At 73.3% G+C, this 14,539-nt stretch carries 13 protein-coding genes; 11 read left to right on the top strand and 2 right to left on the bottom strand.

What is annotated here, in order from left to right; genetic code table 11:
- Nucleotides 1–180: 180 nt before the first annotated feature.
- Nucleotides 181–1,236: a hypothetical protein gene (locus ACFXB5_RS31195; protein WP_385213976.1), complete on the top strand. Its 1,056-nt coding sequence runs from the start codon at nucleotides 181–183 to the stop codon at nucleotides 1,234–1,236.
- Nucleotides 1,233–2,450 (top strand): type VII secretion-associated serine protease mycosin, encoded by a 1,218-nt coding sequence (mycP, locus tag ACFXB5_RS31190; RefSeq protein ID WP_385213974.1) that lies wholly within the window; start codon nucleotides 1,233–1,235, stop codon nucleotides 2,448–2,450. The genes ACFXB5_RS31195 and mycP overlap by 4 nt, the downstream gene beginning before the upstream one ends.
- Before the next feature lie 149 nt (nucleotides 2,451–2,599).
- Here mycP and ACFXB5_RS31185 read toward each other — a convergent pair whose 3' ends face one another.
- Nucleotides 2,600–3,391 (bottom strand): serine hydrolase, encoded by a 792-nt coding sequence (locus ACFXB5_RS31185; RefSeq protein ID WP_385213971.1) that lies wholly within the window; start codon nucleotides 3,389–3,391, stop codon nucleotides 2,600–2,602.
- 80 nt (nucleotides 3,392–3,471) lie between these two features.
- Here ACFXB5_RS31185 and ACFXB5_RS31180 point away from each other — a divergent pair, with 80 nt between their 5' ends.
- Together ACFXB5_RS31180 and ACFXB5_RS31175 are read left to right on the top strand one after the other, a co-directional pair.
- Nucleotides 3,472–4,254 (top strand): SseB family protein, encoded by a 783-nt coding sequence (locus ACFXB5_RS31180; protein WP_385213968.1) that lies wholly within the window; start codon nucleotides 3,472–3,474, stop codon nucleotides 4,252–4,254.
- Nucleotides 4,255–4,358: 104 nt separating this feature from the next.
- Entirely contained in the window at nucleotides 4,359–5,159 is an 801-nt protein-coding gene (locus tag ACFXB5_RS31175; protein WP_385213966.1) for an aquaporin, read from the top strand.
- Between the two features lie 32 nt (nucleotides 5,160–5,191).
- Here ACFXB5_RS31175 and ACFXB5_RS31170 read toward each other — a convergent pair whose 3' ends face one another.
- Nucleotides 5,192–5,557 carry a DUF1844 domain-containing protein gene (locus tag ACFXB5_RS31170; protein ID WP_044568691.1) on the bottom strand — a complete coding sequence of 122 codons (366 nt, stop codon included), beginning with the start codon at nucleotides 5,555–5,557 and terminating at the stop codon, nucleotides 5,192–5,194.
- Nucleotides 5,558–6,013: 456 nt separating this feature from the next.
- On the opposite strand from ACFXB5_RS31170, the gene infC reads away from it, so the two are divergent.
- The 7 genes from infC to pheT all read left to right on the top strand — a co-directional run bounded on the left by infC (nucleotide 6,014) and on the right by pheT (nucleotide 14,230).
- Complete coding sequence (gene infC / locus ACFXB5_RS31165) at nucleotides 6,014–6,655, top strand: translation initiation factor IF-3 (protein ID WP_307841431.1); 642 nt, start codon at nucleotides 6,014–6,016, stop codon at nucleotides 6,653–6,655.
- Nucleotides 6,656–6,808: 153 nt separating this feature from the next.
- Nucleotides 6,809–7,003 carry a 50S ribosomal protein L35 gene (rpmI, locus tag ACFXB5_RS31160; protein WP_020867203.1) on the top strand — a complete coding sequence of 65 codons (195 nt, stop codon included), beginning with the start codon at nucleotides 6,809–6,811 and terminating at the stop codon, nucleotides 7,001–7,003.
- A 108-nt stretch (nucleotides 7,004–7,111) separates the two neighbouring features.
- Nucleotides 7,112–7,495, top strand: a complete 384-nt coding sequence (rplT, locus tag ACFXB5_RS31155) for a 50S ribosomal protein L20 (RefSeq protein WP_009713826.1) — start codon at nucleotides 7,112–7,114, stop codon at nucleotides 7,493–7,495.
- Nucleotides 7,496–8,246: 751 nt separating this feature from the next.
- Nucleotides 8,247–9,080 (top strand): TrmH family RNA methyltransferase, encoded by an 834-nt coding sequence (locus ACFXB5_RS31150; protein WP_385213963.1) that lies wholly within the window; start codon nucleotides 8,247–8,249, stop codon nucleotides 9,078–9,080.
- Nucleotides 9,081–9,124: 44 nt separating this feature from the next.
- Nucleotides 9,125–10,324, top strand: a complete 1,200-nt coding sequence (locus tag ACFXB5_RS31145; protein WP_385213961.1) for an ATP-binding protein — start codon at nucleotides 9,125–9,127, stop codon at nucleotides 10,322–10,324.
- 220 nt (nucleotides 10,325–10,544) lie between these two features.
- Nucleotides 10,545–11,675, top strand: a complete 1,131-nt coding sequence (gene pheS / locus ACFXB5_RS31140; RefSeq protein WP_385213959.1) for a phenylalanine--tRNA ligase subunit alpha — start codon at nucleotides 10,545–10,547, stop codon at nucleotides 11,673–11,675.
- Nucleotides 11,675–14,230: a phenylalanine--tRNA ligase subunit beta gene (gene pheT, locus ACFXB5_RS31135; protein ID WP_385213956.1), complete on the top strand. Its 2,556-nt coding sequence runs from the start codon at nucleotides 11,675–11,677 to the stop codon at nucleotides 14,228–14,230. Before pheS ends, pheT begins: the two co-directional genes overlap by 1 nt.
- The last annotated feature ends 309 nt before the right edge of the window (nucleotides 14,231–14,539 follow it).

Raw genomic sequence — 14,539 nt, 5'->3', positions numbered from 1 at the left:
GTAGAGGGCGGCCGGTGCGCAGGGCCCCCGGCTGGCCGTAGAGTGTCGCGCACGCCACGACCGGCAGGTCAGCGGCGTGTTGTCCGTATACGGGCCCGCCTGCCCGAAAGGCGGTGCGGTGGCGCGGCGAACCGGACGGAGCCAGGTGAAGCAGGTCTCGACGGGTGCGAGGGGGCGCGGGTGAGCACCGACGCGGAACAGGCGCACTCACCCCACGGCACGCCCCCACCACGCCCCGCACAACCCCCGCGCACGGCGCCCGAGCGGCCTTCCGCGCCCCCTCCGCGCCCCACCACGCCCGGGTTCACCCCCGATCCGGAGACGCCCGTTCTCGGCGTACGCGCGAAGGCCCCGTTCCCCAGAGGCACCACCGAGGCGCCCGGCACCCGGGTGCCCCCGCAGCCCTCGACACCGCCGCGCCCGTCCGTGCCTCCGCGCACCGGCGGGCTCTTCGCGGTCGGCGGGCCGTTCGGTCGGCGCCGTCCCCCCAGCCGTACGGCGGCCGCCGCCGCGAGTCTCGTCCTCGGGCTCGGGCTGCTCGGCGGGGCGGCGGCCGGAAGCTGGCTGGGCGACGACCCCGGCGCCGCGCCGTCCACCGCCGACACCTACGCCCACGCCCGCTCCGCCTGGCACAGCATCGCCGTGGACGACCTCTTCCCGCGCACCCTGCGCGGCAAGGGCGAGGGCCCCGGTGGCGCCGACCGCGTCTGGACCCGGATAGCCGTCGCCCCCGACAGCAGCTGCGGCGGCGGATTCGATCCGCTGCTCGCCAAGGCGCTGGCCCCGGTGGGCTGCAAACGGCTGGTGCGCGCCACGTACACCGACGCCACCAGCACCAGCGTCACCACCGTCGGAGTGCTGATCACCACCTCCGGCCCCACCGGAATGCGGGCGCTGCAGCAGCGCTTCGTCACCGAGAAGCTGGACGAGCGCACCGATCTCATGCCCCGCACATACGCCGCCAAGGGCACCGCCGCGGCCGGTTTCGGCGACGACCAGCGCGCCAGCTGGCGGATCCGGATCCTCACCGACGCCCCCGCCGTCGTCTACACCGTCACCGGCTTCGCCGACGGCCGTGAGGTCACCGACCCGCAGTCGGCGGGCGAGGCCACCCAGCGCGGCGCCACCTCGGCCCCCGCGCAGTCCGGCCTCGGCAACGACGCCCGGGGCATCGCCGACGCCATCGAGGCCGGATTCCGCCGGGCCCTGGCCACGTTCACGGAGACCACGTCATGACCGGGATCGGGCGGCGCCTCGCCGTGGCCCTCGCCGCCGCCGGGCTGACCCTGGTGCCCGCGGCGCCCGGATACGCCGACGGCATACAGGCGCAGGAATGGGCGCTGGACACCCTCCACGTCCGCGAGGCATGGCAGACCACCAAGGGCTCCGGGATCACCGTCGCCGTCCTCGACACCGGCGTCGACGACGGCCACCCCGACCTCGAAGGCCAGGTGGAGCCGGGGAAGGACCTCATCGGCTTCGGCGCCCGGCGCGGCGAACGCGCCTGGGCCCGCCACGGCACCGCCATGGCCGGGATCATCGCCGGGCACGGCCACGGCGCGTCCGGCGGCGAGGGCGTGCTGGGCGTCGCCCCGAAGGCGCGGATCCTGCCGGTGCGGGTCATCCTCGAGGACTCCGATCCCGACCGTAAGAAGGCCCGCTCGACCCGGGGCGGCGCGCTCGCCGCCGGGATCCGCTGGGCGGCCGACCACGGCGCCGACGTCATCAACCTCTCGCTCGGCGACGACAGCTCCTCCGCCCACCCCGAGGCCGCCGAGGACGCCGCCGTGCAGTACGCGCTGCGCAAGGGCGCGGTCGTGGTCGCCTCCGCGGGCAACGGAGGCGAGAAGGGCGACCGGGTCTCCTACCCGGCCGCCTACCCCGGGGTGATCGCCGTGACCGCCGTGGACCGCTACGGCTCCCGCGCCGCTTTCTCCACCCGCCGTTGGTACGCCACCGTCTGCGCACCCGGCGTCGACGTGGTCATCGCCGACCCCGACAAGCGCTACTACGAGGGCTGGGGCACCAGCGCCGCCGCCGCCTTCGTCTCCGGCTCCGTCGCCCTCGTCCGCGCCGCCCACCCCGACCTGAGCCCGCGCCAGATCCGCGGGCTCCTCACCCGGACCGCCCAGGACGTCCCCGAGGGCGGCCGCAGCGACGACCTCGGCGCGGGCCTGGTGAACCCGGCGGCGGCGATCACCGCGGGCGACAAGATGAAGCCCGAGGCCCAGCGACCCGCCGCGGCCACCTCCCCGAACCGCTACTTCGGCAACGGCCCCGGCCACACCCAGAGCGCCCACGACGACTCCGGCCCCAACCAGATGGCCCTCCTCGCCGGCCTCGCCGGCACGGCCCTGGTCGTCGCCGCGATATCCCTATGGCGCGGCTCGGGCCCCCTGCGGGTGCCCCCGCGACTGCGGGGGCTGTTGCCGGGGACGCGTACGCGCTGAGCGGCGCCCGGCCGGCGCGATGACCGGCGGAGGCCGCTGCCGGGCGCACCGCTGACGGGGTTCCGTCGGCCCTGAGCCGCGCCCGGCGGCTGCGTCGTCGGAAGGCCCGGCGGCGGTCGTCGGCGGGGGGCCGTCCCGGAGCGGGCCGCCTACCGCGTTGCGTGTGCGGCGGTCGTCGCCACGGCCGTCCGGGCCACCTGTTCCACCAGCGCCACCCCGCACTCCTGGTCGGCACTGCCCGCGGACAGCACCGCGATCAGATACGGCCGACCGTTCGCCGTCACCTCGCCGATGCTGTTGACGACCCACAGGCCGGTGGCGTCGCGGGGCATCCAGCCGTTCTTGAGCCGGGTCCCGGCGCCGGTGCCGTCCGCGGCGGACGAGATGCCCCAACTCTGACCGGCGATGACGCGGCCCATCAGCGTCCGCAGATACGCCTGCGAGCGCGCGCTCAGCGGGGAGCCGTCCAGGAAGACCGCGCGCAGCAGGGCCAGCTGATCGGACGCGGTGGTGTGCGTCAGACCCCAGCGTCCGCGGTCGTCAGCGTGGGTATCGGTCAGCCCGAGCCGTCCCAGCGCGGCCTCGAGGCCGCATCCCCCGCCGATCGTCCCCCACAGCGCCGTCGCCGCGTCGTTGTCGCTCCGCTCGATCATCACGGTGGCGTACGAGCGCTCCTGAGCGGTCAGCCGCCGCCCCTCGTCCTGCGCCCCGAGCAGCAGCGCCGCGAGGATGCCGACCTTGATGACGCTCGCCGTGGCGTACGAGCCGTCGCCATGGGCCCCGCTCGCCCCCGATCCGGGCTCCAGGACGGCGACCGAGAAGTCCGCGGCGGAGCCCGCGGTCACGGCCACGGGCGCGAGCGCGTCTGCGAGCGCGCCGCTCAGCCCGCCCGCACCGGACAGGGCGGACGGGGCCGGGCCGCCGTCGTTCACGCGTTCCACACCGTCTCCTTCACTGCCGCCCCTGCCCTGGGTGGGGGTGCGGGGGATCTCGGTCTCCTCGCTGTCGATACCCTCATGACGTGGCGCTCAAGAACATTCCCGACCCCGGCTTCTCCGGCGACGACGGCTCCGCCGACCCCCGGCTGACCGCGGCACTCGCGGCCTGGGCCGATGACCGCTCGGCCGAACCGGAGGTGCTCGCCGCGCTCACCGACGCCCGCCTGCTCGTCCCGGTGGTGGCGATACTCGGTGAGGCCGAGGAGGTGGAATCCAAGCCGCGCGAAGCGTCCGTTGAGGGTGGTGGCGGGCGACGGGCGGGCAGGCTGCGCCGTGACAAGACCAGCGATATGGCGGTGCCCACGCTGCAGGCCCCCGACGGTCGGCGCGCGCTGCCCGCGTTCACCTCGCTCGAGACGCTGGCCCGCTGGCGCCCGGACGCCCGGCCCGTGGCCGTACCGCTGCGCCAGGCGCTGGAGGCCACCGCCCATGAGAAGGCGGACACCCTGGTCCTGGACCTCGCGGGCCCGGTGCCGTACCAGCTGACCGGCCCCGCCCTGCTGGCCCTCGCCGAGGGGCGGACCAGCGCCGATCCGCTCGCCGACCCGGCCGTGACCGAGGCGGTGCGCACCGTGCTGGCCGCCGAGCCGGAGGTGCTCCGGGCCCATCTGGCCCCGGCGGCGGACGCCGACGGGATGCTCGCGCTCGCCTTGGCGCCGGAGGCGCCCGCGCGCGAGACGGCGCATCGGGTGGCGGGCGCCCTGGCCTCCGACGAGGTGCTGCGGGCGCGGCTGGTGCGCGGGCTGACCCTGGCGCTGCTGCCGCCGGACGCGCAGGTTCCCGGCGAGCCGCTCTTCACCCGCTGAGGGCCGGGCCCGGCCCTCCCCATTCGGACCAACAGGCGAATCCTCCCGATTCCGCCCACAATGCTTAGGCGACTGGCGGTCGGAATCTGCGTGAGGAGAGCGCCATGGAGACGAGAACGGTCGTAGCGGAGTTCATCGGGACCGCGATGCTGGTCCTCTTCGGAGTCGGCTCGCTGGTCCTGGCGGGCGACTACATCAACGCCCTCGGGATCTCGCTCGCCTTCGGCTTCACGCTGATCGCGATCGCCTTTGCGTTCGGACGCATCTCGGGCTGCCACATCAACCCGGCGGTGACCCTCGGTGTGCTGCTGGCCAGGCGCATCGACATCCGTACGGCCGTCCAGTACTGGGTCGCGCAGTTCGTCGGCGCGATCGTGGGCGCGGCGATCCTCTTCCTGCTCGCCAACCAGGTGCCCCGGCTCCAGACGGCCGGCGCCTTCGGCAGCAACGGCTACGGCGGCCGCTCACCGGTGGGCATGGGCGCGGGCGGGGCCTTCCTCGCCGAGGTGCTGCTGACCTTCCTGCTGGTCTTCGTCTTCCTCACGGTGACCCACGCGGTGCCGCTGGTCGGCGCCGAACCGGTTCCGGTGGGCCTTGCCCTCGCCGCGGCCAATCTGATCGGCATCCCGCTGACCTGGGCCTCGGTCAATCCGGCGCGCAGCTTCGGCCCCGCGATCTTCGCGGGCGGCGACGCGCTGGGCCAGCTGTGGCTGTTCATCGTGGCGCCGCTGGTCGGCGGGGTGCTCGCCGCGGCGGTGCACCGGTTCACCCATCTCCATCCGGCCGGCCAGGCCGAGCGGGAGGAGGCGCATCCGCCCCCGGCGACCGGGCCGTGGGGACGCATGCGCGGCGGCCACCGCCCCGAGGCGGGCGGCCCGGAGGCCAAGGGCCCGGAGGCGGCCTGAGCGACAAGGGGCGTGGAGGCGGCCCGAGTTGGTCAGCCGAAGATCGGGCCGGTGAACTTCTCGCCGGGCCCCTGCCCCGGCTCGTCCGGCACCACCGACGCCTCGCGGAAGGCGAGCTGGAGGGACTTCAGGCCGTCCCGCAGCGGAGCGGCGTGGAAGGAGCTGATCTCCGTGGCGCTGGCCGTGACCAGCCCCGCCAGGGCGTTGATCAGCTTCCGCGCCTCGTCCAGATCCTTGTGCTGGGGGCCCTCCTCGGCCAGGCCCAGATTGACCGCGGCGGCGCTCATCAGGTGCACCGCGACCGTGGTGATCACCTCGACGGCGGGCACATCCGCGATGTCCCGGGTCATCCGGTCGAAGTCGGGGGCCGGCGGCTGCCCGGCGTTGGCGTCACTCATGGTGGTCGGGGCTCACTTCCTGATGGACGGTGTGCCCCAGCCTAGGCGTCCGCCTAGCGCCGTACGCACGGGGCGGGTGAGTTCACAGGAGCGGGAGGAACGGGAGGGATGGGGGAAGTGAGAGAGCGGGGGACCGAGGGAACGGCGGATGGCGGGGACACGGCGGGTGAGCATCCCGCGCGGGTGCTGGTATCGTAGATAAACGACCGGCCGGTCACCTGTGTGTCCGGCCCACAAGTGGAGGCTCCCCAGCTCCCACCTCCCGACCCCACGGGTCGGCAGGTCATCGGTCAGGCTGCGCCCCGCGGTGATATCGCGGCGGTGCTCCCGGTCAATGAGGAGCCCCGCCTGTGTACCCGTCGGGGCGTTTTGTGCGTCACGACGCGGTGGTCTCAACCTAAGAGACGTTACGCGGCAGTCCGCCAGACGGTCGCGTGGTGCAACCGAGGAGGATCCATCAGCGCCGAGCCCCGCATCAACGACCGGATTCGCGTCCCCGAGGTGCGACTCGTCGGTCCCAGTGGCGAGCAGGTCGGCATTGTGCCGCTTGCCAAGGCCCTGGAGCTTGCGCAGGAGTACGACCTCGACCTGGTCGAGGTGGCGGCGACCGCCCGTCCGCCGGTCTGCAAGCTCATGGACTACGGAAAGTTCAAATACGAGTCGGCCATGAAGGCCCGTGAGGCGCGCAAGAACCAGGCGCACACGGTCATCAAGGAGATGAAGCTCCGGCCGAAGATCGATCCGCACGACTACGACACCAAGAAGGGTCACGTCGTCCGGTTCCTCAAGCAGGGCGACAAGGTCAAGATCACGATCATGTTCCGTGGCCGCGAGCAGTCCCGGCCCGAGCTGGGCTACCGCCTGCTGCAGCGGCTCGCTGAGGACGTCCAGGATCTGGGCTTCGTGGAGTCCAACCCCAAGCAGGACGGCCGAAACATGATCATGGTTCTCGGTCCGCACAAGAAGAAGACCGAGGCGATGGCCGAAGCCCGTGAGGCGCAGGCAGCCCGCAAGGCGGAGCGCCAGGGCGTTCCCCACCTGGACCAGTCTCCGGACGCGTCCGTGGAGCAGCCGGCCGAGGAGCCCGCCGAGGCCTGATGTTCGAGGCGTCAGCCTCGACCCCCGGGACCCTGGCGACTCTGGTCCCGACACAGACCGACATAACAGACGCTTCCGTGTACACCGGTCCGTGGCCCCATCGGGCCGCGCCCGGATGGGGCGGAAGCGCGCCGACGAGGAGAGAACGGCGACATGCCGAAGAACAAGACGCACAGCGGTGCCAGCAAGCGCTTCAAGCTCACCGGCTCCGGCAAGGTGGTGCGCCAGCGCGCCGGTCGCCGCCACCTTCTCGAGCACAAGCCGTCCACGCTGACGCGCCGCCTGGCCGGAAAGGTCGAGATGGCCCCTGCCGACGCCAAGAAGATCAAGAAGCTTCTCGGCAAGTGACGCCCCCGCCCCGCTCCGGCGGGGTGAGGCGAGCGCCAGACCGGGACCCGGACCTATTCGTTTCCGGGCCGCGTGAGTTACCCGCGGCCCTGTACAAGGAGTTAACAAGTGGCACGCGTCAAGCGGGCAGTCAACGCCCACAAGAAGCGCCGGGCGATCCTCGAGCAGGCCAGCGGCTACCGGGGCCAGCGCTCCCGCCTGTACCGCAAGGCCAAGGAGCAGGTCACCCACTCTCTGGTCTACAACTACAACGACCGCAAGAAGCGCAAGGGCGACTTCCGCCAGCTGTGGATCCAGCGCATCAACGCCGCTGCCCGCGCCAATGGCATGACGTACAACCGCTTCATCCAGGGCCTGAAGGCCGCGAACATCGAGGTCGACCGCAAGATTCTGGCGGACCTCGCGGTCAACGACGCGAACGCGTTCGCGGCGCTGGTGGAGGCTGCGCAGAAGGCGCTGCCGAGCGATGTGAACGCGCCGAAGGCCGCGTAAGCGCTGCGCTGAGCTTTGCCGAGTGGACCCGCAGGTGAAGGCATCACCTGCGGGTTCGCGCATATCGGTGCCCCCTGGGGCGTCGTCTCCGGGCGCGGCCCGGTGGCTGGGTTGTGCCCCCTGGGGTCTCGTTTCCGTGGTGCCGTCCGGTGGCAGGGGTGCCCCCCGGGGGTTCGTCGCCGAGTGCGGCCTGGTGGTCGGGGTGTGCCCCTTGGGGTCTCGTTTCCCGGGCGCGGCCCGGTGGTCGGGGTGTGCCCCTTGGAGTCTCGTCCCCGGGTGCGGCCCGGTGGTCGGGTTGTGCCCACCCGTCCCGCCCCGCGGGACGATTGCCCACAACGGGGTGCGTTCCGCTCCGCTCCGGGGGATCGGGGGCCGCAGCTGGACACTCCCGCTGCCCCTCCGGGGCCTGGGGCTTGCCCCCGGTTTCGGGAAGGGGCGGGGTGGGGGAATCCGCCCCGCGAGGCGATGCCCGCGGCTGGGTACGCCGCTGTCGCGTCCCGGGGGCGGGGCTTGCCCGGCGCCGCGAGTGGGCGCGCCGCCCCGTCCGGGTCCGGGGCTTGCCCCCGGTTTCGGGGCGTGCCGCCGACCTCTCCGGGGGGCCGGGGGCTTGGCTCCGGTTTCGGGGAGGGGCGGGGTGGGGGAATCCGCCTCGCGTGGCGATGCCCGCAGTCGGCAGCCGCTGCCCCAGCCGCGATCAGGTGACGACCAGTCCGCGCAACCACCACACCACACGAGAAAGCGCACCCACCCCATGGTGACCCCCGAATTGACGTCCCTGCGATCGCCACGCGTCACCGCCGCCCGGCGGCTGGCCAAGCGCAGCTTCCGCGGCAAGGAGCGGCGGTTCATCGTCGAGGGGCCGCAGGCGGTACGGGAGGCCGTCGCGCATCTGGTGGAGGTGTACGCCACCCCCGAGGCCGCCGAGCGGCACCAGGAGATCCTCGACGCGGCCCGTGCCGCCGACATCCCGGTGTTCTCCGCGACCGATGACGTCGTCGCCGAGATGTCCGACACGGTCACCCCGCAGGGCATCGTCGGGCTGTGCCGCTTCCTGGACTCGCCGTTCGAGGAGATCCTGGCCGCCCGGCCGAAGCTCGTCGCCGTGCTCGCGAACGTCCGCGACCCCGGCAACGCCGGCACCGTGCTGCGGTGCGCCGACGCCGCCGGGGCGGACGCGGTCGTGCTGACGGACGCCTCGGTGGACCCGTACAACCCCAAGGCCGTACGCGCCTCCGTCGGGTCCCTCTTCCATCTCCCGGTCGCCGTCGGCGTGCCCGTCGAGCGCGCGGTGAGCGGGCTGCGGGAGGCCGGGGCGCGGGTGCTGGCCGCGGACGGGGCGGGGGAGCGGGACCTGGACTCGGAGCTGGACGACGGGCTGCTGGGCGCCCCCACCGCCTGGATCTTCGGCAATGAGGCATGGGGCCTGCCGGAGGCTACCCGCGCACTCGCGGACGAGGTGGTGCGCGTTCCGATTCACGGCAGGGCCGAGAGCCTCAACCTCGCCACGGCCGCCGCCGTGTGCCTCTATGCCTCCGCTCGTGCGCAGCGCGCTCCCGCAGGGTGCCGCTCCGTCACATCGACCTAGTAGGGTTGCCCCCTCTGGGAGGGGACCCGAGAGGGGGTGTGGGGATGGACGTCAGGACCTCCGGCGCCAGGGCGGCCGAAGCCCATGCGCCCGGCGGGCACGGCCGCCCGTCCACCGGGGAGGACACGGGGGCGGACCCCGGCGTACCCGGCGGTGTGCCGGACGCGCTCGGGCCGCATCCCGACGAGCTGCCCGACGGCCTGGTCGTGGCCGACGAGACCGGCCTGGTCACGTGCTTCAACGCGGCGGCGGCCCGGATCACCGCCACCGACCCGGCGGACGCGATCGGCCGTCGGCTCGAGGTGGCCCTGCCGTTAGAGGACCTGGACGGCCGGCGCTGGTGGGCGCTGACCGATCCCTATGGAGGGCTGGCCATCCGGGCCGGTCAGCCCGAGCGGAACCTGCTGCTGCCGGGCGGCCGTGAGGTGCTGGTCTCGGCCCGCTATGTGCGCGAGCGGCCGACCGGGCCGGTGCGCCGGGTGGTGGTCTGTCTGCGCGGCACCGAGGCCCGCCGCCGCACCGAGCGCAGCCATGCCGAGCTGATCGCGACCGTCGCCCATGAGCTGCGCTCGCCGCTGACGTCCGTGAAGGGGTTCACGGCGACGCTGCTGGCCAAGTGGGAGCGGTTCACCGACGACCAGAAGCGGCTGATGCTGGAGACCGTCGACGCCGACGCCAACCGGGTCACCCGGCTGATCGCCGAGCTGCTGGACATCTCCCGGATCGACTCCGGCCGGCTGGAGGTGCGCCGTCAGCCGGTGGACCTCGCCGCCGCCGTCCGCCGCCATGTGCAGGCGCTCACCGCGGCCGGGCATACCGCCGAGCGGTTCCTGATCAGGGTCAGGGGGCCGCTGCCCAGGCTGTGGGCCGATCCGGACAAGATCGATCAGGTGCTGGGCAACCTGCTGGAAAACGCGGTGCGCCACGGCGAGGGAACGGTCACCATTGATATAGCGCCCGCACCGGCCAAGCCGGTCGCGGAAGGCCCCGCTGAAGGCCCCACTGTCGAAAGGACCGCCGTCACCGTGAGCGACGAGGGCCCCGGTATCCCGGAGGAGTCGATGAGCCGTGTCTTCACCCGCTTCTGGCGGGGCAGCAAGCGCGGCGGCACCGGCCTGGGGCTCTATATCGTCAAGGGCATCGTCGAGGCCCACGGCGGTGCGATCACCGTCGACCGGGCCCGCGGCGGCGGCGCGGAGTTCCGATTTACCCTGCCCGTGGGCACCCCGGCCTATCTGGCCTGAGCCACCCGCGGGCTTCTCCGGCACGGGGCGGACCCCGAGCGCGGCGGCCGTCGCGCGGCGTCCCCCGGGACAGCACCCCTCTCGCGCCCCTTAGACTCGGGCTTTGGCACCTTTGGCGTCCCCCTCGGGGCGCAGTGGTCGCAGCCAGTCGAGCCCGGGTCGCGAAGCCAGGGGGCACCTCCCAGCGGTAGCTGGGGGACAATCGGAAGCACGGGAAGAGATGTCGGCACCCAATAAGTCGTACGACCCTGTCGAGGTCGAGGCACTGAAACCGGAAGAGATCGCCCGCAGGCGGGACGAGGCGCTCGCCGCCATCACCGCCGCCGGGGATCTCGAGGCGCTGCGCGAGGTGAAGGTCGCCCACACCGGTGACCGCTCGCCGCTGGCGCTCGCCAACCGCGAGATCGGCGCCCTGCCGCCGCACGCCAAGGCGGACGCGGGCAAGCGCGTCGGCCAGGCCCGCGGCCAGGTCAACCAGGCGCTGAAGACCCGGCAGGAGGAGCTGGAGGCGGAGCGTGACGCCCGGGTGCTGGTCGAGGAGGCGGTGGACGTCACCTTGCCGTACGACCGCACCCCGGCCGGCGCCCGCCATCCGATCACCACGTTCTCCGAGCGCATCGAGGACGTCTTCGTGGCGATGGGCTACGAGGTGGCCGAGGGCCCCGAGGTGGAGGCCGAGTGGTTCAACTTCGACGCGCTCAACTTCCCGCCCGACCACCCCGCCCGCGAGATGCAGGACACCTTCTTCGTGCGCGGAGCGAAGGGCGACAAGGACGGCGAGGGCTCCGGTGTGGTGCTGCGCACTCACACCTCGCCGGTGCAGATCAGGTCGATGATCGACCGCGAGCCGCCCATCTATGTGATCTGCCCGGGCCGCACCTACCGCACCGATGAGCTGGACGCCACTCACACCCCCGTCTTCAACCAGGTCGAGCTGCTCGCCATTGACGAGGGCCTGACCATGGCCGACCTCAAGGGCACGCTCGACCACATGGTGCGGGCGCTGTTCGGCGAGGGCATGTCCACCCGGCTGCGGCCGAACTTCTTCCCGTTCACCGAGCCGTCCGCCGAGATGGACATGCTGTGCTACGTGTGCCGCGGCGAGTCCGTGGGCAACCCGGACCGGCCCTGTCGCACCTGCTCCAGCGAGGGCTGGATCGAGCTGGGCGGCTGCGGAATGGTCAACCCGCGGGTGCTCATCGCCTGCGGTGTCGACCCGGACAGGTACAGCGGCTTCGCCTTCGGCTTCGGCATCGAGCGGATGCTGATGTTCCGGCACAACGTGGAAGACATGCGAGACATGGTCGAGGGTGATGTGCGCTTCACCCGGCCCTTCGGGATGGAGATCTGATGCGGGTCCCGCTTTCTTGGCTGCGGGAGTACGTCGACCTGCCCGCCGGTGAGACCGGCCGTGACGTACAGGCCAAACTCGTCGCCGCCGGGCTCGAGGTCGAGACGGTCGAGCAGCTCGGCGCCGGGCTCAAGGGCCCCTTGGTCGTCGGGCAGGTGCTGACCATCGAGGAGCTGGAGGGCTTCAAGAAGCCGATCCGCTTCTGCACCGTGGACGTCGGCTTGGCGGGGGGTACCTCCCAGGCCGAAGGCTCTGGGGGAGGCACCGGTGAGCCGCAGGAGATCGTCTGCGGCGCCCGGAACTTCGCGGTCGGTGACAAGGTCGTGGTCGTGCTGCCCGGTGCCGAGCTGCCCGGCGGCTTCGCGATCTCCGCGCGCAAGACCTACGGCAAGGTCTCGCACGGCATGATCTGCTCCGCCAGCGAGCTGGGCATGTCCGACGACCACGACGGCATCATCGTGCTCCCGCCGGAGTACGAGGTCGGAACCGACGCCATCGAGCTGCTTCAGCTGGTCGACGACGTCCTCGACATCGCCGTCACCCCCGACCGGGGCTACTGCCTGTCGATGCGCGGTGTCGCCCGCGAGACCGCGACCGCCTACGAGCTGCCGCTGAGCGACCCGGCCCTCCTCGACGTGCCCGCGCCCAACAGCCACGGCTACCCGGTCAAGGTCGCCGACCCGGTCGGCTGCGACCGCTTCACGGCCCGCACCGTCACCGGGCTCGACCCCGAGGCGCACTCCCCGATCTGGCTCCAGCGCCGGCTCCAGAAGGCCGGGATGCGCCCGGTCTCGCTCGCCGTCGACGTCACCAATTACGTGATGCTCGAACTGGGCCAGCCGCTGCACGCCTACGACCGCTCCCGGATCACCGGGGCGATCGGGGTGTGCCGCGCGGAGCCCGGCGAGAAGCTCACCACCCTCGACGGCACCCAGCGCGTCCTGGACGCCGAGGACCTCGTCATCACCGACGAGAGCGGCCCCATCGGCCTCGCCGGTGTCATGGGCGGCGCCAACACCGAGATCGCGGACACCGCCGCCGACCCCGAGTCCGGCCAGGTGGCGGGCACCACCGAGGTCGTCATCGAGGCCGCCCACTTCGCCCCCGTCTCGGTCGCCCGCACCGCCCGCCGCCACAAGCTGTCCTCCGAGGCGTCCCGCCGGTTCGAGCGCGGTGTCGACCCCGAGGCCACCTCGGCGGCGGCGCAGCGCACCGTCGATCTGCTGGTGCTGCTCGCGGGCGGCACCGCCGAGGTGGGCGTCACCGAGATCATCGCGCCCAGCGCCCCGCACACCATCACGCTGCCCGCCGACCACCCGGACAAGGTCGCGGGGGTGTCCTACGGCCGCGAGACCGTGGTGCGCCGGCTGCAGCAGATCGGCTGTGATGTCTACGGCGCCGACGACCTCACCGTCACCGTCCCCAGCTGGCGGCCGGACCTCACCGACCCCAACGACCTGGCCGAGGAGGTCATCCGGCTCGAGGGGTACGAGAACCTCCCCTCGACCCTGCCCAAGCTCCCCGCCGGGCGCGGGCTGACCGAGCGTCAGCGGCTGCACCGCCGGGTCGGCCGGGCGCTCGCCGGGGCCGGATACGTCGAGGCGCCGAACTACCCGTTCATCGGCGAGGAGGTCCTCGACCAGTTCGGGCTGGCCGCCGACGACCCGCGGCGCGATCTGGTCCGGCTGGTCAACCCGCTGTCGGACACCGAGCCCGCGCTCCGTACGACACTGCTGCCCGGGCTGCTCGGCGCGCTGCGCCGCAACGCCGGACGCGGTGAGCACGACCTCGCGCTCTTCGAGACGGGTCTGGTCTTCCGCGCCACCGGTGACGAGCCGCCCGCGGCCGTCCTGCCCGTCGACCGCCGTCCCACCGACGAGCAGATCGCCGGGCTCGACGCGGCGCTGCCGCACCAGCCGCGCCGCGCCGCCGTCGTCCTCGCGGGCGACCGCGAGCAGGCCGGCTGGTGGGGCAAGGGCACCCCGGTCAGCTGGGCCGACGCCGTCGAGGCGGGCCGGATCGTGGCCCGTGAGGCGGGCGCCGAGCTGACCGTCCGCCAGGACCAGCAGGACCCGTGGCATCCGGGCCGCTGCGCCGCGCTGCTGGCCGTCGTCGACGGCGAGGAGATCCTCGTCGGCAACGCTGGTGAGCTGCATCCGCGGGTCACCAAGGCCCTGGGGCTGCCCGAGCGCACCTGCGCGATGGAGATCGAGCTCGACCGCCTGGAGCAGGCCGGCTCCGGCCGTGTGGAGGCGCCCCACGTCTCCACCTTCCCGGTGGCCACCCAGGACGTCGCGCTGGTCGTGGACGCGTCCGTGCCCGCGGCCGAGGTCGAGACGGCGCTGCGCGAGGGCGCGGGGGAACTGCTCGAATCCTTCCGCCTGTTCGACGTCTTCACCGGTGAGCAGCTCGGCGAGGGCAGGAAGTCGCTGGCCTACGCGCTGCGCTTCCGCGCCCCGGACCGCACGCTGACCGCCGAGGAGATCGCGGCGTCCCGGGACGCCGCGGTGTCGGCGGCCGCCGACCGCACGGGCGCCACCCTGCGCGGAGCCTGACGGCACCCGGCTCCCGCCGACCGCCACACCAACAGATGGGGCGCCCCCGACCCGGGAGCGCCCCATCGCCGCATCCCGGCCCCCGGGACGGCGGCCGCACGCGCCACGCGGCGCTGCGGGTGTCCCGGGACCGCGGGCGCGCAGCGCTTCGGAGTGCTCCGGGCCCTCCTGCGCGCGCTCGCCTGCTCGGCTTGCGCGGGCCGCCGCGGTGGCGGCTTACGGGTGTCCGGCGGACCACGCGGCGGAGCCGCGTAGCGATGCTTTCCCCTCCCGCCCCTTCCCCATCCCACGGGCTCCGCCCCTGGACCC

Source organism: Streptomyces sp. NPDC059455, from assembly GCF_042750115.1.
GTDB lineage: Bacteria > Actinomycetota > Actinomycetes > Streptomycetales > Streptomycetaceae > Streptomyces > Streptomyces endocoffeicus.
This window is presented reverse-complemented; position numbering and strand designations above follow the sequence as displayed.